The 19,972-nt window shown below is 71.9% G+C and carries 23 protein-coding genes; 14 read left to right on the forward strand and 9 right to left on the reverse strand.

Going from position 1 to position 19,972, the window contains the following annotated elements:
- A partial coding sequence (locus E1286_RS35420) for an MFS transporter (RefSeq protein ID WP_165970058.1) occupies positions 1–456 on the forward strand: 456 nt, incomplete at its 5' end.
- Here the strand turns inward: E1286_RS35420 and E1286_RS35425 are convergent.
- The 3 genes from E1286_RS35425 to E1286_RS35435 all read right to left on the reverse strand — a co-directional run bounded on the left by E1286_RS35425 (position 451) and on the right by E1286_RS35435 (position 3,339).
- Positions 451–1,980, reverse strand: a complete 1,530-nt coding sequence (locus E1286_RS35425; RefSeq protein ID WP_132619646.1) for a trypsin-like serine peptidase — start codon at positions 1,978–1,980, stop codon at positions 451–453. The two genes, E1286_RS35420 and E1286_RS35425, sit on opposite strands and share 6 nt — an antisense overlap.
- A gap of 101 nt (positions 1,981–2,081) precedes the next feature.
- Positions 2,082–3,095, reverse strand: a complete 1,014-nt coding sequence (ligD, locus tag E1286_RS35430) for a non-homologous end-joining DNA ligase (protein WP_132619648.1) — start codon at positions 3,093–3,095, stop codon at positions 2,082–2,084.
- A 58-nt stretch (positions 3,096–3,153) separates the two neighbouring features.
- Entirely contained in the window at positions 3,154–3,339 is a 186-nt protein-coding gene (locus E1286_RS35435) for a hypothetical protein (RefSeq protein ID WP_132619650.1), read from the reverse strand.
- 352 nt (positions 3,340–3,691) lie between these two features.
- Here E1286_RS35435 and hisD point away from each other — a divergent pair, with 352 nt between their 5' ends.
- Genes hisD through hisF form a run of 9 tightly spaced genes read left to right on the forward strand, consistent with a single transcriptional unit; the run spans position 3,692 to position 9,766 of the window.
- Positions 3,692–5,008 carry a histidinol dehydrogenase gene (hisD, locus tag E1286_RS35440; protein WP_132619652.1) on the forward strand — a complete coding sequence of 439 codons (1,317 nt, stop codon included), beginning with the start codon at positions 3,692–3,694 and terminating at the stop codon, positions 5,006–5,008.
- Positions 5,005–6,075, forward strand: a complete 1,071-nt coding sequence (locus E1286_RS35445; protein WP_132619654.1) for a histidinol-phosphate transaminase — start codon at positions 5,005–5,007, stop codon at positions 6,073–6,075. Before hisD ends, E1286_RS35445 begins: the two co-directional genes overlap by 4 nt.
- Positions 6,072–6,665: an imidazoleglycerol-phosphate dehydratase HisB gene (hisB, locus tag E1286_RS35450; RefSeq protein WP_111183057.1), complete on the forward strand. Its 594-nt coding sequence runs from the start codon at positions 6,072–6,074 to the stop codon at positions 6,663–6,665. The genes E1286_RS35445 and hisB overlap by 4 nt, the downstream gene beginning before the upstream one ends.
- Positions 6,662–6,817 carry a hypothetical protein gene (locus E1286_RS48340; RefSeq protein ID WP_165970059.1) on the forward strand — a complete coding sequence of 52 codons (156 nt, stop codon included), beginning with the start codon at positions 6,662–6,664 and terminating at the stop codon, positions 6,815–6,817. Before hisB ends, E1286_RS48340 begins: the two co-directional genes overlap by 4 nt.
- Positions 6,818–6,842: 25 nt before the next feature.
- Positions 6,843–7,472 (forward strand): imidazole glycerol phosphate synthase subunit HisH, encoded by a 630-nt coding sequence (gene hisH, locus E1286_RS35455; RefSeq protein ID WP_132619656.1) that lies wholly within the window; start codon positions 6,843–6,845, stop codon positions 7,470–7,472.
- A 52-nt stretch (positions 7,473–7,524) separates the two neighbouring features.
- Positions 7,525–7,854 carry a hypothetical protein gene (locus E1286_RS35460; protein ID WP_132619658.1) on the forward strand — a complete coding sequence of 110 codons (330 nt, stop codon included), beginning with the start codon at positions 7,525–7,527 and terminating at the stop codon, positions 7,852–7,854.
- Positions 7,854–8,576, forward strand: coding sequence for a bifunctional 1-(5-phosphoribosyl)-5-((5-phosphoribosylamino)methylideneamino)imidazole-4-carboxamide isomerase/phosphoribosylanthranilate isomerase PriA (priA, locus tag E1286_RS35465; RefSeq protein WP_132619660.1), 723 nt, complete (start codon positions 7,854–7,856; stop codon positions 8,574–8,576). The genes E1286_RS35460 and priA overlap by 1 nt, the downstream gene beginning before the upstream one ends.
- 21 nt (positions 8,577–8,597) lie before the next feature.
- Positions 8,598–9,008 carry a Rid family hydrolase gene (locus E1286_RS35470; RefSeq protein WP_132619662.1) on the forward strand — a complete coding sequence of 137 codons (411 nt, stop codon included), beginning with the start codon at positions 8,598–8,600 and terminating at the stop codon, positions 9,006–9,008.
- Positions 9,005–9,766, forward strand: coding sequence for an imidazole glycerol phosphate synthase subunit HisF (gene hisF / locus E1286_RS35475; RefSeq protein ID WP_132619664.1), 762 nt, complete (start codon positions 9,005–9,007; stop codon positions 9,764–9,766). The genes E1286_RS35470 and hisF overlap by 4 nt, the downstream gene beginning before the upstream one ends.
- A gap of 35 nt (positions 9,767–9,801) precedes the next feature.
- Here the strand turns inward: hisF and E1286_RS35480 are convergent, their stop codons facing one another.
- Positions 9,802–10,794 carry an aldo/keto reductase gene (locus tag E1286_RS35480; protein ID WP_223190733.1) on the reverse strand — a complete coding sequence of 331 codons (993 nt, stop codon included), beginning with the start codon at positions 10,792–10,794 and terminating at the stop codon, positions 9,802–9,804.
- A gap of 192 nt (positions 10,795–10,986) precedes the next feature.
- Here E1286_RS35480 and E1286_RS35485 point away from each other — a divergent pair, with 192 nt between their 5' ends.
- Entirely contained in the window at positions 10,987–11,604 is a 618-nt protein-coding gene (locus E1286_RS35485) for a TetR/AcrR family transcriptional regulator (RefSeq protein ID WP_132619668.1), read from the forward strand.
- 10 nt (positions 11,605–11,614) lie between these two features.
- On the opposite strand, the gene E1286_RS35490 is transcribed toward E1286_RS35485, so the two are convergent.
- The 4 genes from E1286_RS35490 to E1286_RS35500 all read right to left on the reverse strand — a co-directional run bounded on the left by E1286_RS35490 (position 11,615) and on the right by E1286_RS35500 (position 14,689).
- On the reverse strand, positions 11,615–12,976 hold the full coding sequence (locus E1286_RS35490; protein WP_132619670.1) for a glutamine synthetase family protein: 1,362 nt from the start codon (positions 12,974–12,976) through the stop codon (positions 11,615–11,617).
- Positions 12,977–13,037: 61 nt separating this feature from the next.
- Positions 13,038–13,199: a cytochrome c family protein gene (locus tag E1286_RS48345; RefSeq protein WP_165970060.1), complete on the reverse strand. Its 162-nt coding sequence runs from the start codon at positions 13,197–13,199 to the stop codon at positions 13,038–13,040.
- Positions 13,200–13,328: 129 nt separating this feature from the next.
- Complete coding sequence (locus tag E1286_RS35495; protein WP_132619672.1) at positions 13,329–13,784, reverse strand: ABA4-like family protein; 456 nt, start codon at positions 13,782–13,784, stop codon at positions 13,329–13,331.
- On the reverse strand, positions 13,781–14,689 hold the full coding sequence (locus E1286_RS35500) for a hypothetical protein (RefSeq protein ID WP_223190735.1): 909 nt from the start codon (positions 14,687–14,689) through the stop codon (positions 13,781–13,783). Before E1286_RS35500 ends, E1286_RS35495 begins: the two co-directional genes overlap by 4 nt.
- Positions 14,690–14,786: 97 nt before the next feature.
- Here E1286_RS35500 and E1286_RS35505 point away from each other — a divergent pair, with 97 nt between their 5' ends.
- A complete protein-coding gene (locus tag E1286_RS35505; protein WP_246075465.1) occupies positions 14,787–15,419 on the forward strand; it encodes a MerR family transcriptional regulator in 633 nt (210 codons plus the stop codon).
- 30 nt (positions 15,420–15,449) lie between these two features.
- Here E1286_RS35505 and E1286_RS35510 read toward each other — a convergent pair whose 3' ends face one another.
- Entirely contained in the window at positions 15,450–16,079 is a 630-nt protein-coding gene (locus E1286_RS35510; protein ID WP_223190737.1) for a TIGR03085 family metal-binding protein, read from the reverse strand.
- Between the two features lie 115 nt (positions 16,080–16,194).
- Between E1286_RS35510 and E1286_RS35515 the strand changes: the two genes are divergently transcribed.
- Entirely contained in the window at positions 16,195–18,012 is a 1,818-nt protein-coding gene (locus E1286_RS35515; RefSeq protein ID WP_132619682.1) for an ABC transporter ATP-binding protein, read from the forward strand.
- On the forward strand, positions 18,009–19,790 hold the full coding sequence (locus E1286_RS35520) for an ABC transporter ATP-binding protein (RefSeq protein WP_132619678.1): 1,782 nt from the start codon (positions 18,009–18,011) through the stop codon (positions 19,788–19,790). Before E1286_RS35515 ends, E1286_RS35520 begins: the two co-directional genes overlap by 4 nt.
- Positions 19,791–19,972 lie beyond the last annotated feature (182 nt).

Raw genomic sequence — 19,972 nt, forward strand, 5'->3', positions numbered from 1 at the left:
TTCGTGGCTCTGCACCTCGGCGGCGGGGCGGCCGGCGCGGTGGCGCTGTTCACGCTGTTCGCGGGCGGGGCGGTGGGCACCGTGCTGGGCGGCAGGCTGGCCGCGCGCTGGGGCCGGGTGCGCACGATGCGGCTGGCGTACGCGCTGGCCGTGCCCGCGGTGGCCGGGGTGGTGTTCGTGCCGGGCCCCGCGGCGTACGTGTTCGTGGCCGCGTCCTCGATCGCCCTGTACGCCCCCTTCTCCCTGCACGTGACGCTCGGCCAGGACTTCCTGCCGACCCGGCTGGGCACGGCGAGCGGTTTGACCCTGGGCCTCGCGGTGAGCGTGGGCGGCCTGGTCGGCCCGCTGGTGGGCGCGGTGGCGGAGGCCGCCTCGCTCAGGACGGCACTGGCCTGCCTGGTGGTGTTCCCCGTGCTGGCCTGGCTGCTGGCGCGCACGCTGAGGGAGCCCTCATGACCGGCGGGCCGGCAGGCGCAGGACGCTGGTGTTGTCGCGCCGGGTCGGGTCCAGGCGGGAGGAGGTGACGCGGGCGACGATCGCCGGCCGCCGGTCGGCGCCGGCGTCCACCTCGACCCGGGCCGTGATCCGCACGGGGCTGCCCGGGCGTACGGCGCCGATCGTGCAGTCGGCCCGTCTGCCGGCGGTCGAGCAGCGGGCGCCGCTGACGTCGGCCAGCCTCGTGCCGGGCGGCACGGTGAGCGTGAGCGGCACCTGGGCGGCGGCCAGGAGGCCGCGCATGGTGACGGTGGCGGTCACGGTGGCGGTCACGGTGGCGGAGCCGCCGGATCTGAGCCGGCGGGACGGTCCCGACGTCCTGACCGACAGCGCGTCGTACACGCCGCGCGGGTCGGCCTGCTGCACGATCGCGCCGTAACCTTCCGGGTTGAGCGTGGTGGCGACGGAGTTGCCCTCGGACTCGCCGTCCTCCTTGCCCGCCGACAGCACGCCGACCAGGTCCCCGGTGCCGCGCACGATCCACGGGCCGCCGCTGTGGCCCTTGTGCAGGTGGCAGTTGTCCGTCACCATCCGGCCGGCCGGAGGCGCGCCCGCGGTGGAAGCGGTGGTGGAGGCCGTGATGACCGGGGCACGGGTGAGGCCGTCGGCGCGGCGGGTCCGGCCGATGCACATCAGCTGGTCGCGGCCGTCGTAGGGCTGTCTGCCGAGCAGTCCCGGATAGCCGGTGGTGGTGATGGTGTGCCGGCCGCCCCGGTTGAGCATGGGGGTGAAGGCGCCGACGGCGTCCTGCAGGGTGCGCTTGCGCTTGCCGACCTCGATGAGGGCGATGTCGTAGACGGAGTTCCAGTCGCCGCCGCTCAGCCCGGTGTAGCCGTCGGGTTTCCACGCCCGCCGCCCGCCCCACCGCCCGTACGGCTCGCGCCGCCGCACGCTCTCGGCCCGCCCGTCGTAGGCCGGCACGAACGCGAAGTTGCTGTGCCACCGGCCGATCACCGAGCCAGGGGGGACGCCGTAGACGCAGTGGGCGGCGGTGACGATGAGCAGCCGGGCGGCCGAGCGTACGACGGAGGCGCTGCACGAGTCGCCCTGCCCGAAGGCGTTGACGAAGAACAGCCGGCCGGTGATGCGGCTGTGCGCCGCCGCCGTGTACGGCCTGGCCACGCGGGCGTAGCCGTTGTCGTCGCCGCCGGGGGTGAGGCGCTTGGCCGTGGGCACGCTGTGCGGCCGGGCCGTGCGCGCGCTGCCGTGGGGCCTGCCGTGCGACCTGCCGTGGGGCGCCGGCGCGCTGCGCGGCAGGTCGACGGGGCTGGCCTTGGCCTGTTTGCCGGGAGTCCAGTAACGCACCGCGCGCCCCGGCCGCATGAGCGGCGACGACTCGGCCCCCCAAGAACGGTCGCGCCCGAGCACGCGGACCGCGGGCTCCGGGTCCGCCGCCCCGGCCTTCACCGGCGGTGAGGCCGGCGGCCGGTCGGCCGTCGCGGGAGGGACGAAGGCGAGGCCGGCCAGCGCGGCCAGGGTGGTCACCAGAGTTCTCTGCACAATGTCCCCCAAAACAGCTCGACAGCCCTATAGTCACTTTAAGTCACCATATGAGCGCGAAGTGTAGTCAGGGTCTCGTGTCGCGTTCAGCCCGCGGCGGCACCGCCCTCGTGGCGGCCGGGCGGCAGGATCTCCTCCGTGCTCGCCTCCGACGGCTCCCGGTCGGGCCGCAGCCCTCGCCAGGAGGGGTGACGCAGCCGCCCGTCGCCGGTGACCTCGGCGTACTGCACCTCGCCCACCACCCGTGGCTCCACCCAGTGCGCGTCGCGGGCGTGCTCGCGCGGCACCGGCTCGTCGAACGCCGGCTCCCCGCGCTCCAGCGGCGCCAGGCGCTCGCCCAGGTCGCGCAGCATGGCCTGGGTGAAGCCGGTGCCGACGTGCCCGACGTACCGCAGCCGCCCGCGCGGGTCGTACGCGCCGAGCAGGAGCGAGCCGATCATGCCCGTACGCCGCCCGCCGCCGGCCTTCCAGCCGCCGATCACGACCTCGACGGCGCTGACGTTCTTGACCTTGGTCCATTCGGCGCTGCGCCGGCCGGGCCGGTACGGGGAGCTCATCCGCTTGCACACCACCCCTTCCAGCCCGAGTTGCCGGGAGGAGTCGAACGCCTGCTCGGCCTGCCCGCTGAACCAGACGGGCACCTGCCACCGGTAGCCGGGCGTCAGTGTGCCCTCCAGCAGTTCCCGGCGCTCGGTGTACGGCCGGGAGACCGTGCTCCCGTCCTCCAGGTGCAGGATGTCGAACGCCATGAACGTCACCGGCACCGTCCTGGCCAGCTGCGCCACGGCCGCCGGGTGGCGCTGGTGCATCCGCGGCTGCAGCGCCTCGAAGCTGGGCCGCCCGGCATCGTCGAAGGCCACGACCTCGCCGTCGATGACGGCCGCGCGCCCGCCGGTGGCGCCGGCCATGAGCTGCAGCTCGGGGTAGGCGGCGGTGATGTCCCTGCCGTTGCGCGACAGCAGCCGTACGGCGCCGTCCTCGACGTAGGCCAGGGCGCGCACGCCGTCCCATTTCATCTCCACGGCCCAGCCGGGTCCCTGCACGGAGCTCAGGGTGCCGAGCTGGGCGAGCATCGGCGAGTAGGCGGGCAGCCGCACCATGGTGCATGCCGTACCCCAGGGGGTGGATCGGCAGTGGCCGGCCCGGGTCTGCAGATGGTCAAAGCGACCCGTCTTCCACCAGTTCGGCCAGATCTACGCCGTGTTGGTGTAGTTCGGCGACGGTGGCGCAGTAGCCGCGCAGGTAGGTCCGGCCGTTGACGTGGTGGCAGACGCGCAGCACGGGGCGATCGTCCAGAATGATCACCTCTACCACGAGGCCGCCGGGCCCGCGCCACCGTCCCATGTCGGCAAGGCTAACCGCCAAACCCCGCAAAACGGTATAAATCGGACGCGCACATGACACGCGGAAGTCGCAAATCATGCGTATGGTTAGCTTTTGACTACTCAAAGTTTTTCTTGGTACAGGGTGTTAGTTCCCGGACAACACGGGTAGAGGTGACGGCCCAGGCTTTCCCCGGCCGTGGCCGTACCCCCGTGACGGCCACGGCAACGCCCCGGCAGGCCCGGTCCGGGGCGAGGGCGGCCGCGCGGGCGTGTGTCGGCGAGCGCCGCCCCCGCGGCCGCCTCCCCCTCTGGGTGCCGTCCGCATAGTGGACAGAGCGAGACGCAGGGCGTGGACTCCGTAGACTGTGAGGGTGATTTCCCGTATTGACATGCGCGGTTCCCTGCCTGCGGATCTGCGCGACGTGCTGCCCCGCGCCGAGCTCGACGTCGAGGCCGCCCTGGAGAAGGTGCGGCCCATCTGCGACGACGTACGCCATCGCGGGGCGGCGGCCGTACGGGAGCTGACCGCCAGGTTCGACGGCGTCGAGATCGCCTCCGCCCGCGTCCCCGCCGAGGCCCTGCGGCGGGCGCTGGCCGAGCTCGACCCGAAGGTGCGGGCGGCGCTGGAAGAGTCGATCAGGCGCGCCCGGCTGGTCCACCGCGACCAGCGCCGCACCGACGTCACCACGCAGGTCGTGCCCGGCGGCACGGTCACCGAGCGGTGGCTGCCGGTCGACCGCGTCGGCCTCTACGTCCCGGGCGGGCGCGCGGTCTACCCGTCCAGCGTCGTGATGAACGTCGTCCCGGCCCAGGAGGCCGGCGTCGGCTCGCTGGCCGTGACCAGCCCGGCCCAGAAGGAGTTCGGCGGCCTGCCGCACCCGACGATCCTGGCCGCGTGCGCGCTGCTCGGCGTCGACGAGGTCTACTCCGTCGGCGGCGCGCAGGCCGTCGCCATGTTCGCCTACGGCACCGAGGAGTGCCCCGCGGCCACCATGGTGACCGGCCCCGGCAACATCTGGGTGGCGGCGGCCAAGCGGCTGCTCAAGGGGCAGATCGGCATCGACTCCGAGGCCGGCCCGACCGAGATCGCCATCCTGGCCGACGAGACGGCCGACCCGGTCCACGTCGCCGCCGACCTGATCAGCCAGGCCGAGCACGACACGATCGCCGCCGCCGTGCTGGTCACCACCAGCCCCGAGCTGGCCGACGCGGTCGAGAAGGAGCTGCCCGGCCAGGTCTCGGCCACCCGTCACTCCGAGCGCATCACCGAGGCGCTGAGCGGCCGTCAGTCCGGCATCGTGCTGGTCAGCTCGATCGACGACGGCCTCAAGGTCGTCGACGCCTACGCCGCCGAGCACCTCGAGATCCACACCGCCGACGCGGCGGCCGTGGCGGCACGGGTGCGCAACGCGGGCGCCATCTTCGTCGGTGCGTACGCGCCGGTCTCGCTCGGCGACTACCTCGCCGGCTCCAACCACGTGCTGCCCACGGGCGGGTGCGCCTGCCACTCCAGCGGCCTTTCCGTGCAGTCGTTCCTGCGCGGCATCCACGTGGTCGACTACTCCCGCGAGGCGCTCGCGCAGGCGGCCGCCCACGTGTCGGTCCTGGCCGACGCAGAAGACCTGCCAGCGCACGGCGCCGCGATCCGCGCCCGATTCGACTGGCGAGTGCCCACGGAGGGCTCGTGAACCTCGACGACCTGCCCATCCGCGACGACCTGCGGGGCAAGACCCCCTACGGCGCGCCCCAGATCGACGTCCCGGTACGCCTCAACACCAACGAAAACCCCTACCCGCCCTCGCCCGAGCTGGTCGCCGACCTGGCGGCCGAGGTAGGGGCGCGGGCGGGCGAGCTCAACCGCTACCCCGACCGCGACGCCCTCGCGCTGCGCGCCGAGCTGGCCGCCTACCTCGGCCACGGCCTGACCACCGAGCGGGTGTGGGCGGCCAACGGCTCCAACGAGGTGCTCCAGCAGATCCTGCAGGCGTTCGGCGGCCACGGCCGCAGCGCCCTGGGGTTCGAGCCGTCGTACTCGATGCACCCGATCATCACCTCCGGCACCAGCACCGAGTGGATCAACGCGAGCCGCGAGGAGGACTTCTCCCTCGACCCCGGCAAGGCGACCGCGGCGATCGAGGAGCACCGCCCCGACATCGTCTTCCTCACCTCGCCCAACAACCCGACGGGCACGGCGCTGCCGCTGGAGACGATCGAGGCGGTCGTGGCCGCGGCGCCCGGCATGGTCGTGGTCGACGAGGCCTACTTCGAGTTCGCCCGGGCCGGCACGCCGTCGGCGCTGACGCTGCTGCCCGCCCACCCGCGGCTCATCGTCACCCGCACGATGTCCAAGGCGTTCGCCATGGCCGGCACCCGGCTGGGCTACCTGGCCGCCCACCCGGCGGTGGTGCAGGCGCTGCTGCTCGTGCGGCTGCCGTACCACCTGTCGACGATCACGCAGACGGCGGCGCGGGTGGCGCTGCGCCACCGCGAGGAGCTGCTCGGCACGGTCGGCGAGCTGCGGCGCGAGCGCGACGCCACGGTCGCCTGGCTGCGGTCCAAGGGTCTGGAAGTGGCCGACTCCGACGCCAACTTCGTGCTGTTCGGGCGCTTCCCCGACCGGCGCGCGGTGTGGGAGTCGATGCTGGAGCGCGGCGTGCTCATCCGCGAGGTGGGCCCGCCCGAATGGCTGCGGGTGTCGATCGGCACCGGTGAGGAGATGGCGGCCTTCCGCGCCGCCCTGGAAGGAGTCCTGTGAGTCGCGTAGGCCGCGTCGAGCGCGTCACGAAGGAGACCTCGGTCCTGGTCGAGGTCGGTCTCGACGGCACCGGCCGGGTCGAGGTGTCCACCGGGGTCGGCTTCTACGACCACATGCTGGCCCAGCTCGGCAAGCACGGGCTGTTCGACCTGACCGTCAAGACCGAGGGCGACCTGCACATCGACTCCCACCACACGATCGAGGACACCGCGATCGCCCTCGGTGCGGCGTTCCGCGAGGCGCTGGGCGACAAGTCGGGCATCAGGCGGTTCGGCAATGCGTCGTGCCCGCTCGACGAGTCGCTCGCCCAGGTCACCGTCGACCTGTCCGGCCGCCCCTACCTCGTGCACCACGAGCCCGAGGGCATGGCGCCGATGATCGGCCCCGACTACGACACGACGATGACCCGCCACATCCTCGAGTCGTTCGTCGCCCAGGCCGCGATCTGCCTGCACGTCCACGTCCCGTACGGCCGCAACGCCCACCACATCGTGGAGGCCCAGTTCAAGGCGCTGGCGCGGGCGCTGCGCGAGGCGTCCGAGCTCGACCCGCGCGCCACCGGCGTGCCGAGCACCAAGGGCGTCCTGTGACCGACAACCTCCTCGCCGGGGTGATGGTCTTCATCGGGCTGTTCCTCGCGGGGGGCGTGTTCTCCTTGATCAAACAGGGCATCAAGATCGGTGCCGCCGTCTGCGCGCTCGGCGCGGTGATGGCGGTCACGGCGGGGCTGCTGTGGTGGTGACGAAGAGAAGGGCGGTGAGTGACCGATGAAACGCGTGGTGGTGCTCGACTACGGCTCGGGCAACCTGCGCTCCGCCGAGCGCGCCCTGGCCAGGACCGGCGCCGACGTGACCGTGACATCCGACTTCGAGGCGGCGCTCGAGTGCGACGGGCTCGTCGTGCCGGGCGTGGGCGCGTTCGAGGCGTGCATGAAGGGGCTCAAGGCCGTCCGCGGCGAGCAGATCATCGGCCGCCGCCTGTCCGGTGGCCGCCCGGTGCTCGGCATCTGCGTCGGCATGCAGATCCTCTTCGCCCGGGGCGTCGAGCACGGCGTGGAGACCGAGGGCTGCGGCGAGTGGCCCGGCACGGTCGAGCGGCTCGACGCGCCCGTGCTGCCCCACATGGGGTGGAACACCGTCAAGGCGCCCGCGGGCAGCGTGCTCTTCGCCGGCCTCGACGCGAGCACCCGCTTCTACTTCGTGCACTCCTACGGCGTGCGCGAGTGGGAGCTGCGCACCGGCGAAGGCTTCACGGAGCCGCTGGTCACGTGGGCGGAGCACGGTGTGCCGTTCGTGGCCGCCGTGGAGAACGGCCCCCTGGCGGCCACCCAGTTCCACCCCGAGAAGTCCGGTGACGCCGGCGCCACGCTGCTGAAGAACTGGGTGTCGTCGTTGTGAGCGCCGGGCGCGTGGGCACACGCGCCCGCCGGGCCGGCCTGAGGGAGGATCGGTGAGCAAGGAGCGTGCGCGCAGGCGCGCCGAGCGCGAGGCCGAGCGGGCGCGCGCGATGCGGGCGAACGAGGAGCGGCAGGCCCGTCTGGCGCGCCGCCGTTCCCTGCTCGCCCGCCTGACGCCGCGGCCCGTGCGCTACGTCCGCCAGCGCGGCCTGCTCGCCCGTCGCCAGCGCGCCCAGAACGCGGTCGTGGCGCTGGGCTTCGTGCTCGTGCAGGTGCTCGTCTGGCTGGTCTGGGGCTCCCTGCCGGTGAGCCTCGCCGTCCTGGTCTTCTCCCTGCTGCTCGCACCCGTTGTGGTGACCCTCGCTTTCGACCGGAGGACCTGATGTCACTCGTGTTGTTGCCCGCCGTCGACGTGGCCGACGGCCAGGCCGTACGCCTGGTGCAAGGGGAGGCCGGCACCGAGACCGGCTACGGCGAGCCGCTGGCCGCCGCGTTCGCCTGGCAGGAGGCCGGGGCCGAGTGGATTCACCTGGTCGACCTCGACGCCGCCTTCGGCCGGGGGAGCAACCGGGAGCTGATCGCCGAGGTGATCGGCAAGCTCGACGTCCAGGTGGAGCTGTCCGGCGGCATCCGCGACGACGAGTCGCTGGCCACCGCGCTGGCCACCGGCTGCCGCCGGGTCAACATCGGCACCGCGGCGCTGCTGAACCCCGAGTGGTGCCGCAAGATCATCGCCGAGCACGGTGACAGGATCGCGGTGGGGCTCGACGTGCGCGGCACCACGCTGGCCGCGCGCGGCTGGACGGAGGACGCCGGCGACCTGTGGGAGGTCCTCGACCGGCTGGAGTCCGACGGGTGCCCCCGCTACGTCGTCACCGACGTGACCAAGGACGGCATGATGCAGGGCCCCAACCTCGACCTGTACCGCCGCATCTGCGCCCGTACCGACAAGCCCGTGGTGGCCAGCGGAGGCGTCTCCAGCCTCGATGACCTGGTCGCACTCGCTTCGCTGGTGCCCGACGGAGTGGAGGGTGCCATCGTGGGCAGGGCGCTCTACGCTCACGCGTTCACATTGGAAGACGCGCTTGCCGCGGTAAGCGCGTAGTCCCGGGCCGGGAGGGGCGAGATGAGCTTGAGTCGGGTCGGTATGGAGAGCACCGGCTACCGGGTGTTCTCCGGCGGCATCTGGGAGGAGAAGTACGGTTACGCCCGCGCGGTCGTCGTGGGCGGCCGGGTGATCGTGTCCGGGTGCACGGCCACGGTCGACGGAGAGGTGCGCCACATCGGCGACGCCTACCGGCAGAGCCTGACCGCCATCGAGATCGCGCTCGAGGCGGTCATGATGGGCGGCCTGACGCGCGAGGACGTCGTCATGGTGCGCTACTACGTGGTGGAACACCGCGACTTCGACCCGGTCGGGCGCGCCATCCACGACATCTTCCACAAAGTACGCCCGGCCTGCACCGGAGTGCGCGTGGCCGGGCTGGTCGACCCGCGCATGCTGGTCGAGATCGAAATCGAGGCACTGCGAGCATGACCGTGGCGGTAAGAGTCATTCCCTGTCTCGACGTGGACGCCGGGCGGGTCGTCAAGGGCGTCAACTTCGAGAACCTGCGCGACGCGGGCGACCCCGTCGAGCTGGCCAGGCGCTACGACGAGGAGGGCGCCGACGAGCTCACCTTCCTCGACATCACGGCGTCCTCGGGCGAGCGCGAGACCATGCTCGACGTGGTGCGCAGGACGGCCGAGCAGGTGTTCATCCCGCTCACGGTCGGCGGCGGCGTCCGCTCGGTCGACGACGTCGACCGACTGCTGCGCGCGGGCGCCGACAAGGTGTCGCTGAACACCGCGGCCATCGCGCGGCCGGAGCTGCTCACCGAGGCGTCCAAGCGGTTCGGCGCGCAGTGCGTCGTGCTGTCGGTGGACGCCCGGCGGGCGCCGGGCACCCCGAGCGGGTTCGAGGTGACCACCCACGGTGGCCGGCGCGGCACCGGGATCGACGCGGTGGAGTGGGCCGCCCGAGGTGAGGAGCTGGGCGTGGGCGAGATCCTGCTCAACTCCATGGACGGCGACGGCACGCTCGACGGCTACGACCTGGAGATGCTGCGCGCGGTCCGGGCGGTCGTGCGGGTGCCGGTGATCGCCAGCGGGGGTGCCGGCCGGCTGGAGCACTTCCCGCCGGCCGTGGCCGCGGGCGCCGACGCCGTCCTCGCGGCCAGCGTGTTCCACTTCGGCACGCTGAAGATCTCCGAGGTCAAGGAGACGCTGCGGATGGCGGGGCACCCGGTTCGCTGAGTGAACAGAGAAGCCTCCGGCGGAGGCTTCTCTGTTCACGCTTGGGCCGAGAGCCTGTTGATGCGGAACTGCTCCTGCACGTACCCCGGGTAGGACGGGACGCGTGGCGCGCTCACGGTCTCCAGCTCGCGCAGGTCCTCCTCCGTCAGCCGGACGTCGAGGGCGCTCAGGTTGTCGTCCAGCTGGTCGGGACGCCTGGCGCCGAGGATGACGCTGGTGACGCCTTCCTGCGCGAGGACCCACGCCAGCGCGGCCGAGGCCGTGCTCGTCCTGTGGCGCTCGGCGACTTGGCGCAGACAGTCGATGATGTCGTACGCCTGCTCCAGATCGACCGGCGGAGACTGGAAGCGCGCCCGGCGAGCGGACTCGTCGGTGTTGCCCGTACGGTCGAACTTCCCTGACAGCAGGCCGCCCGCCAGCGGGCTGTAGACCAGGTGACCCAGCTTCTGGTCGCGGGCCATGGGCAGGATCTCGGCCTCGATGTCACGGGTGGACAGCGAGTAGTACGACTGCATGGAGACGAGCCTGGGCAGGCCGCCCCGGTCGGCGGCGCCCAGCGCCTTCATGGCCTGCCAGCCGGTCAGGTTGGAGGCGCCCACGTAGCGGATCTTGCCCTGCCGGACGGCGTCGTCGAGGGCGCCGAGGGTCTCCTCGATCGGGGTGAGCGGGTCGAAGTTGTGCATCTGGTACAGGTCGATGTAGTCGGTGCCGAGCCTGCGCAGACTGCCCTCGATCGACCGCATGACGTGCAGGCGGGACAGGCCGAGCGCGTTCGGGCCGTTGCCCACGCGCATGGCCAGCTTGGTCGCGATCAGGACGTCCTGGCGCCGGGAGCCCAGCAGGGCGCCGAGGATCTCCTCGCTCTCACCGTCCCCGTACGCGTCGGCGGCGTCGAAGAGATTGACCCCCGCGTCCAGCGAGCGGTCGACGAGGACGCGGGCCTGGTCGAGGCCGAGCCCGCCGATGGCGCTCCAGAGCGGGTGCGTGTTTCCGCCGAACGTCATGGTGCCCAGGGAAACTGCGGACACCCATACTCCGGTGCTTCCCAACTGTCGGTATTCCACCAGCACTCCTTGTTGCTGCTGCCGGCGGGCGCGACCCGGACGCCGCGCCTTCCCCGGTGCGCGGTGACGGCCACCGCGATTCACCTGGAATCGTACATGGTGTCCGTACAGTGTGTTCGGCAGGTTGGCCGGCGGGACAACCCTAGGATTGGTCCCATGCCTTCGATCACCAGGAGCCGCAGTGGCGGAGACCGTCGCACCGCTCTGGACGCGCGGGTGCTCGCCGCGGTGGAGCGGCTGTTGTCCGAGGGCATGAAATACACCGAGATCAGCGTGGCCCGGATCCTTGAGGAGGCCGGCATCGCGCGCTCGACGTTCTATGTGCACTTCCGCGACAAGACGGACATCCTTGCCCGCCTCGCGGGGACCCTGCGGCAGAACCTGCTGGAGATCGCCGGCCGCTGGGAGCCCGGCGACGGCGTCGAGGGGCTCGCAGCGATGTTCGCCGAGTCCATCGCGTTCCATCGCAAGCACTCCGCGGTGCTGCTCGCGATCACCGAGGCGGCCGCGTACGACAGCGGGATCCGCGACTTCTACTCCTCCGACCTGGACGCCTTCGAGGCGAAGGTCAGGCAGGCGTTGATGTCGGAGCAGTCGGAGGGCCGCACGGTCGGCGGCGTCTCCGTGGAGGCGGCCGGCCGGGTGATCGTCTGGGGCGGAGAGTCGGCCATCGCCCATCACATCCAGATCGATGACGGCAGCGGCGACCTGGCGTTCGCCCGCGAGCTCGCGGCCCTGTGGTGGTACGGCGCTTTCCGCCGCCCCGCGTCCTGACCGGCCGCGTTCAGAAGGCCCGCAGATGGTGGAAGAGCTCGAAGGGGACGTCGTTGGCGGCGAACGCGTCCGCCTCCGACCGCTTGACGGCCAGGTACGCCCTGCGCCGCAACGGCCCGAGCGCCTCCATGAGCACCTCGTCGGCCTCCAGCGCGTCCAGCGCCTCGTCCAGTGAGGCCGGCAGCCGCGGATAGCGGCCCGGCAGCGTGTCGGGGTCGACGTCCACCGGCTCGCCAGGGTCGAGCCCCCGCCGGATGCCGTCGAGGCCCGCGTGGATGACGGCGCCGAGCGACAGGTAGGGGTTGGCGGAGGAGTCGGACGTTTTGAGCTCCAGGTTCGGCTCGCCGCTCTCGCCCAGCGGGGAGCAGACGCGGATCGCGGCCTCGCGGTTGTCGGGGCCGTAGACGGCGTACGCGCCGGCCCAGGCGCGGGGGGAGAGGCGGCGGAAGCTGTTGACGCTGCCGCACGTCAGCGCGGTCAGCGCGGGCAGGTGGGCGATCAGGCCGCCGATGAAGCCGGCGCGCGCCGCGCCGTCCTCGGCGAAGACGTTGTGCCGGTCACGCCAGAGTGACAGGTGCAGGTGGGCGCCGTTGCCGGCCTGGTCGGCCAGTGGTTTGGGGGCCAGCGAGGCCCACATCTGCATGCGCAGGGCCACGCCGCGCACGGTCTCGCGGTAGATCACGTGGTTGTCGGCGGCGCGCAGCGCGGGGGCGTGGCGCACCGACAGCTCCTGCTGGCCGGGCCCCAGCTCGGGGTGGTAGTGCTCGACCCGCAGGCCCTGGGTCTCCAGGGCGCGGACCAGCTTGATCGTGTAGTCGTGCGCGGTGTCGAAGCCGGTGGCCGCGTAACACAGGGAGTCGTCGATCGGCACCAGCCGGTCGAACCCGCCGGCCGGGTCGGGCAGCCGCCGGCCGAGGGTGAACTCCGGCTCGAACGCGGCGACCAGCGAGTAGCCCTCGCCGGCGAGCTCGTCGATCGCGTCCTTCAGGAACGTCCGCGGGCAGGCGCCCCACGGCGTGCCGTCCTGCTGCCGCAGGTCGGACAGCATCGCGGCCGCGCCAGGGGCGTAGGGCAGCGGGACGTACGTGGCGGGGTCGGGGACGATGCGCACCTCGCCCACCGGGCCCAGCTGCTCGACGTCCTGGAGCTGGTCGAGCATGTTCATCGCCATCATGGCCACCGTGTGACCGATGCCCGTGCCGATCCGTTCGGCGAGCCGTGACCGGGACGCGGCCTTGCCGCGGATCACGCCGCCGTGGTCGGCGTACAGGAACCGGATCAGCTCGACGCCCTCGAGCTCGGCGCGCTCCAGGATGCGCCGTACGTCGGGATCGAGCTGATGGGACTTGGTGACGCTGGGGCGATCTCTCATCCTGTCTGCGTAACACGTTCCGGCACTGCGGGGAAGCACCGCACGCGGACAGGAACGTCGGTCAGTTCAGAACACTGGAGAAGAACACGGCCAACCGATCCGCTCCCTGGAAGATTCCTGCGAACACGCCGTTGACCGCGTCGGCCGCTTCGGCCGGCCGGGTGAACAGATAGAAGATCACGAACGCGACGGCCACGTAGGTGAGCACCTTCTTGACCTGCATGGGGGGCCTCCTGCAGTCCATTCCCAGCCGTATATACCCGAATCTGGGCGATCCCTAGGCATCTTCTATGAAGATGTTCATGATCCTAACCGGGGGGCTTCTTTCGTAAGCCATGCTACGGGCTCGCGGTCACTGCGGAGCGCCTGTCCGGCCGGGATTTCCGAGCCGGCGCGGCCATGGCGCGAGGCGCACGAGGAGATAGATCGGCAGGGCGATCGGCGACAGCAGGATCGTCAGGACGAGCAACGGCGCCATGAGCAGGGGGTGGACGTTCCGCTCGCGGCTGTCGAGGTAGATCCACCGCCCCAGGAAGAGGTCCCAGGCGATGATCTGCGCCCAGAGCGCGGCCAGTGCGCCCGGGTCGGAGGTGAGCGTTTCCAGACCTTCCAGTGACGGTCGCGACACCACCGGCCAGACCGCGCCGAGCCGCGGCACGAGCAGCGCCAGGGTGACGGCCACCGCCGGCAGCACGATCAGCGGCGAGGTGATGACACGGCGGGTGACCCGCCAGGTGGGCGCCAGGATCATCAGCGCCCAGAACGGCGCGGCGACGTAGAAACCGAGGTCGAACAGGAACGCGGTCACTGGGCGACCTCCCGCGTGCGGCGCAGTGCGGTGGCGGCTCCGCCGAGGGCGGCGACGACGAGCGCGCCCAGGGCTGCCAGCGTCAGGGCGTCGGGGCGGATCAGCGGCTGCCCGCGCAGCGCCTGCCAGAGCACGAGCAGGAACAGCCCGCCATAGGCCAGGCCCGCGACCAGGACGAGACGGGCCCTGACCTCCTCGGCGCGCAGCACGGCCCACCGGGCCGACAGCGCGGCGAGCAGCATCGCGAACAGCGGCAGCAGCTGCAGGGCGTGCATCCCGACGAAGTGCGCGATGCGCAGGTCGCCGGCCTCGGTGCTCCATCCGACCAGCGGCAGGCCGGGGCCGCCGTCGGCGACGCCCACGGTGTGGGCTCCGGCGAAGTTCTCGGCCCAGGTCTGGCCGGGAACGCCGGTGACCATGAGGCCGCCGGAGGAGACACCGAGCGTGGAGATGACCACCCCGAGCCGTACGGTCCAGGTGTTGACCAGGTCGGTCTGGCGTTCGGTGATCACGAGGATCGCGGCGACGAGGTTGGCGATCATGAGCAGGCCGATGGTCACGCCCATGGCGATCCAGATCGCCCCGTCGAGCGGCGTCGACTCGTTGAAGTGACTGTGGCGGCCTCTGGCGGCCTGGAAGGCGATCAGCGCGACCTCGATGACGCCGGCCCCGACCAGGACCGTGCCCATCCACCAGCTCACCCGCCCGGCCCGGTGGCGCAGCGACAGCAGCCAGGCCCAGGTGAAGGAGTAGAGGGCGAAGGAGACCGCGAACTTCAGCGGCTTGACCCAGATCGGGAAGCCGTCGAGGGTGCGCGGGTCCAGGAGGACGAGCGCGAGGAAGACGACGCTCAGCGCGGTCATGGCCGCGGTGAAGAGCATGAGCGGGCGGTGCCAGTGCAGCATGGGGGGCCGCCTTTCCAGAGATAGTGGATAGTGCTACTCACTACTATCTATAGCTAAGCTATCGACGTACGGCAAGAGAGGATGGGAAAACGTGCGGATGGCGGAGCTGAGCGAGACGACCGGAATCCCGGTGCCCACGATCAAGTACTACATGCGCGAGGGACTGGTGAGCCCGGGCCGCCCGACCGGCCGCAACCAGGCCGACTACGGCGAGCAGCACGTACGCCGGCTACGCCTCGTACGGGCCCTGGTCGAGTACGGCGGCCTGTCGATCGCCGTCATCCGCGACCTGATGGCGCAGATCGACAATCCGGACCTGGAGGACTTCAACCTGCTCGGAGCGGCGCAGAAGACCGTGACGCAGCAGCGGGAGGCTCGTCCCGGCCCGAGCAGGGACGAGGCCGAGCGGCGCCTGCGCGACCTGCTGGATCGGCGCGGCTGGCGGACCAGGACCGGCGACCCCGCCTACCGCACGGCCGTGGGCGTCCTGGCCACCCTCGACGAGGTGGGCTACCACGACATGATCGACGAAATGGACGCCTACGCCGACGCCGCCGAGAAGGCCGCCGAGGCCGACCTGCGTCTGCTCGGCCCCGACGTGAGCGACCGAGAGCGCGCGGTGGAGATCGTGGTCGTCGGCACCTCGGTGGGCGACACGCTGATCGCCGCGCTGCGCCGGCTGGCGCAGGCCTCCATCAGCGAGCGGATGTACACCCGCCCGCCGGCTTAGACGGCACGGGGCTCGGGCGGCGGGGACTTCTCATACGCCGAGCGACGCCTCGCGCAGCCGGCCGATGTCGCCGGGGTCGCCGGTGAGGTCCACCCTGGCGTGCGACTGGCGGCCGAAGCAGAACATCAGCAGCTCGCCGGCCCTGCCCGTCACCTCGACCCGGGCGCCGCCACGGGGCCCGCCGAGCGTCACGCCACCGCCGAGCCGGTGCAGCACCACGCCGACGGGCGCCTTGCGCAGCATCAGGCGGGCGCCGGCCGCGACCCGCTTCCAGATGAGCAGGTCGAGGTCGGCGGGCAGCTCCCGGGGCTCCCACGACGGCTGGGCGCGGCGCACGTCCTCGTGATGGACGAACAGCTCCAGCGTGTTGACCGCCTCGTCGAGCGCCGGCAGCAGGCCGTACACGCCGCCGGGCCTGCGCGCGAGCCGGACCAGCTCGGGGTAGGGGTGGCCGGCCTTCATGCGCCGCTGCACGGAGGCGGTGTAGCCGGCCAGCGGTTTGAGCGCGATGCCGGGCATGGCGTCAGGTCTGCGCTCGCGTACGACGAGGTGGGTGACCAGGTCAGAGGTGGTCCATCCCGCGCACAGGGTGGGCGCGTCCGGGCCGAGCCGGTCGAGCAGGTCGCAGAGCGCGGTGCGTTCGCCACGAGCGTGAGTCACGTACTCAACCCTACCTGTGGGGAATAACAGGATGATCAGCCGTGATAGGGACATACGTAGAAATGTCAGATGAAAGGAAACGTACCGCGTGGCGACCAAGGTCACCTCGGCCGTGATGCGTCAAGGACTCCGCGTCCTTGGGGTGGCCATTCGCACGGAGAAAGCGGTATTCACGCTGGCCGTCCTGTCCAGCGCCGTCTACGGCGGCATGACCGTCGCCTCGGCGTGGGCGCTGGGCTGGGCGACGCAGAACGTGGTGCTGCCCTCGTTCGCCGAGGACCGGGTCGCCGACGGCGCCCTGTGGACCGGCACGCTGCTCATCATCGGCACGGCGCTGCTCAAGGCCATCGGCGTGGCGGGGCGGCGCATCCTCGCGGGTCTCCTGCAGTACCGCATGCAGGCCAGGTCACGGCGTGACGTGACCAAGCAGTACCTGCGGCTGCCGCTGTCGTGGCACCACCGCCACCCCACCGGCCAGCTGCTCTCGAACGCCAGCGCCGACGCCGAGGCCGCCTGGGCGCCGCTCGCCCCGCTGCCCATGGCCGTCGGCGTGATCGTCATGCTGATCACCGCGGCCGTCGCCATGATCCTCACCGACACCGTGCTCGCCGTGGTCGGCTTCCTGATCTTCCCGGCCATCGCCGTGCTCAACCTCGTCTACCAGCGTAAGCTGAGCCCGCTCGCCACCCGCGCCCAGCAGCTGCGCGCCGAGGTCAGCGAGATCGCCCACGAGTCCTTCGACGGCGCCCTCGTCGTCAAGACGCTCGGCCGCGAGGACCTGGAGACCCAGCGGTTCCTGCGGCGCGCCCACGAGCTGCGCGACGCCAACATCGCCGTCGGCCGGGTGCGCGGGCTGTTCGACCCGATGCTGGAGGCGCTGCCCACGCTCGGCGTGCTCGCGGTGCTCGCCGTGGGCGCGCTGCGGTTGTCGACGTCCTCCATCGACGCCGGCGACCTGGTGCAGGTGGCGTACCTGTTCACGCTGCTGTCGTTCCCGATCCGGGCGCTCGGCTGGGTGCTGGCCGAGCTGCCGCGCAGCGTCGTCGGCTGGCAGCGGGTGCAGGCCGTGCTGGACGCCACCGGCTCCATGGAGTACGGCTCGCAGGACCTCGCCTCGCCCACCCCGGCTGCGCTGGAGGTCCGCGGCGTCTCCTATGCCTACGGACAGGCCGAGGTGCTGCACGACGTCACCTTCGACGTGCCCGCCGGGCGTACCGTCGCCCTCGTCGGGCCCACGGGCTCGGGCAAGTCGACCCTGGTGCAGCTGCTCGTCCGCCTCGTCGACCCCACGTCGGGGCAGGTGCTGCTCGACGGCCTCGACCTGCGCGAGGTCGCCTACGGCGGCATCGCCGAGTCGGTCGCCCTGGTGCCGCAGCAGACGTTCCTGTTCGACGACACCGTACGCGGCAACGTCACCCTCGGCGGCGACGTCCCCGACGAGGACGTGTGGGCCGCGCTACGCCTGGCCCAGGCCGACGGCTTCGTCGGCCGGCTGCCCGCCGGCCTCGACACGCGGGTCGGCGAGCGCGGCGCCTCCCTGTCCGGCGGCCAGCGCCAGCGCGTGGCCCTGGCCCGCGCGGTCGTCCGCCGCCCGCGCCTGCTCATCCTGGACGACGCCACCTCCAGCGTCGACCCCCAGGTCGAGGCCAAGATCCTGTACGGCCTGCGCGACGCCGCCGAGGCGTCCACCGTCGTGGTCGTCGCCTACCGGATGGCCACGATCGCGCTGGCCGACGAGGTCGTCTACCTCGACCACGGCCGCGTCGTGGACCGCGGGCGGCACGAGGAGCTCGTCACGCGCTGCACCGGCTACCGGAACCTGGTCACCGCCTACGAGCGTGAGGAGGCCGAGCGCGCCGCCATCGAAGCAGAACCGGTCACCGGACCGGCCCGCCTGGAGGACGAGGAAGATCAGGAAGAGGTCAGCGCATGACGGCGCAGAGCATCCAGCGCAACGCCGAGCGTTCGGCGCTGGGCACCATCAGGCATGGCCTGTCGCTCACCCCCGAGTTCCGCAAGGGGCTGGCGGGCACGCTGATCCTGGCCGTCGTCGCGACCATCGGCAAGATCATCGTGCCGATCGCGGTGCAGCAGACGATCGACACCGGGCTCAAGACCGGCCGGCCCGACCTGGAGTACATCACCACGGCCGTGCTGATCTGCGCCGCCGCCGTGGTGGTCACCGCCCTGGCCGGCTACCTCATGAACGTCCGCCTGTACAAGGCCACCGAATCGTCGTTGGCCACCCTGCGCGTACGCGGCTTCCGGCACGTCCACGACCTGTCGGTGCTCACGCAGAACAGTGAGCGCCGCGGCGCCCTGGTCTCCCGCGTCACCAACGACATCGACCAGATCAGCACCTTCATGCAGTGGGGCGGGCTGATGATCATCGTGTCGCTCGGCCAGCTGTTCGTGGCGACCGTGCTGATGTTCGTCTACTCCTGGCAGCTCACCCTGCTGGTCTGGGCCTGCTTCATCCCGCTGATGATCGCGCTGCCGCGCTTCCAGCGGCTGTTGTCGCGGGCGTACACGCTGGTGCGGGAGCGCACCGGCGACATGCTGGCCGCGGTCAGCGAGTCCGTCGTCGGCGCCGCCGTCATCAGGGCCTACGCCTCCGAGCGCCGTACGGGCGAGCGCATCGACACGTCGGTGAACGCCAACCGCAGCGCCCAGATCAGGGCGCAGACCATCGTCGGCTTCGTCTTCCCGCTCACCGAGATCGTGGCCGCGCTCGCCATCGCCGGCATCGTGCTGCTCGGCGTACGGCTGGGCCTGTCGGGCGACATCTCGCAGGGGCAGCTGGTCGCGTTCCTGTTCCTGGTGACGTTGTTCGTCTCGCCGCTGCAGACCGCCACCGAGGTGCTGAACGAGGCGCAGAACGCCGTCGCCGGCTGGCGCCGCATCCTCGGCGTCCTCGACACGCCGCCCGACGTGGCCGACCCGGGCGAGCGCGGCGTGGAACTGCCCCGCGGCCCCATCTCGGTCGCGTTCGAGGACGTGCACTTCGCCTACCCCGGCGGCGAGCCGGTGCTGCGGGAGATCACGCTGGAGATCCCGCCGCGCACGCGGGTCGCCGTGGTGGGGGAGACGGGGTCGGGCAAGACCACGTTCGCCAAGCTCCTGACGCGGCTGATGGACCCGGTCGGCGGGCGCGTCACCGTGGACGGCCACGACCTGCGCGAGGTGCGCTTCTCCTGCCTGCGCGAGCGCATCGTCATGGTGCCGCAGGACGGCTTCCTGTTCGACGGCACGCTCGCCGACAACATCCGCTACGGCAAGCCGTCCGCCACCGACGCGGAGATCGAGCTGGCGATGACCGAGCTGGGCCTGGCCGACTGGGTGGAGGGGCTGCCCGCCGGGCTGGACACGGCGGTCGGGCAGCGCGGCGAGTCGCTGTCGGCGGGGGAGCGCCAGCTCGTCGCCCTGGCCCGCGCCTACCTCGCCGACCCCGACCTGCTGCTGCTGGACGAGGCCACCTCCGCGGTCGACCCGGCCACCGAGGTACGCCTCGCGCGCGCCCTGGAAGGCGTCACCCGGGGCCGCACCGCCGTCTCGATCGCGCACCGGCTGTCGACCGCGGAGAAAGCCGACGAGGTGCTGGTGTTCGACGCCGGCCGGCTCGTGCAGCGCGGCGCGCACGCGGACCTGGTCAAGGAGCCGGGCGTGTACGCCGACCTGCACTCCTCGTGGGTCTCTGCGGCCCACTCCTGACCGTCACCGGTCCGGGGCCGGGCCGTCGCACACCGTCGCGAACGTCACGGTCGTGCCGCCCGGCCCCGACACGATCGTGATGTGGTCGCACAACATGCTGGTCAGCCAGAGCCCCCGCCCGCGGTGCTCGAACCCCGTGGGCGGGCGCATGTCGCCCACCCACCCGGCCGGCAGCCCCGGCC

Source organism: Nonomuraea terrae (assembly GCF_004348995.1).
Classification (GTDB): Bacteria; Actinomycetota; Actinomycetes; order Streptosporangiales; family Streptosporangiaceae; genus Nonomuraea; species Nonomuraea terrae.

Bases quoted from the DNA above. Each gene is read 5' to 3' on its own strand.
- E1286_RS35515 (WP_132619682.1), top strand. From the start codon at position 16,195: ATGCGTCAAGGACTCCGCGTCCTTGGGGTGGCCATTCGCACGGAGAAA.
- E1286_RS35500 (WP_223190735.1), bottom strand. From the start codon at position 14,689: ATGCTGCACTGGCACCGCCCGCTCATGCTCTTCACCGCGGCCATGACC.
- E1286_RS35490 (WP_132619670.1), bottom strand. From the start codon at position 12,976: ATGAGAGATCGCCCCAGCGTCACCAAGTCCCATCAGCTCGATCCCGAC.
- ligD (WP_132619648.1), bottom strand. From the start codon at position 3,095: ATGGTGCGGCTGCCCGCCTACTCGCCGATGCTCGCCCAGCTCGGCACC.
- hisF (WP_132619664.1), top strand. From the start codon at position 9,005: ATGACCGTGGCGGTAAGAGTCATTCCCTGTCTCGACGTGGACGCCGGG.
- E1286_RS48345 (WP_165970060.1), bottom strand. From the start codon at position 13,199: ATGCAGGTCAAGAAGGTGCTCACCTACGTGGCCGTCGCGTTCGTGATC.
- E1286_RS35435 (WP_132619650.1), bottom strand. From the start codon at position 3,339: ATGGGACGGTGGCGCGGGCCCGGCGGCCTCGTGGTAGAGGTGATCATT.
- E1286_RS35470 (WP_132619662.1), top strand. From the start codon at position 8,598: ATGAGCTTGAGTCGGGTCGGTATGGAGAGCACCGGCTACCGGGTGTTC.
- priA (WP_132619660.1), top strand. From the start codon at position 7,854: ATGTCACTCGTGTTGTTGCCCGCCGTCGACGTGGCCGACGGCCAGGCC.
- E1286_RS35505 (WP_246075465.1), top strand. From the start codon at position 14,787: ATGGCGGAGCTGAGCGAGACGACCGGAATCCCGGTGCCCACGATCAAG.
- E1286_RS35485 (WP_132619668.1), top strand. From the start codon at position 10,987: ATGCCTTCGATCACCAGGAGCCGCAGTGGCGGAGACCGTCGCACCGCT.
- hisH (WP_132619656.1), top strand. From the start codon at position 6,843: ATGAAACGCGTGGTGGTGCTCGACTACGGCTCGGGCAACCTGCGCTCC.
- E1286_RS35520 (WP_132619678.1), top strand. From the start codon at position 18,009: ATGACGGCGCAGAGCATCCAGCGCAACGCCGAGCGTTCGGCGCTGGGC.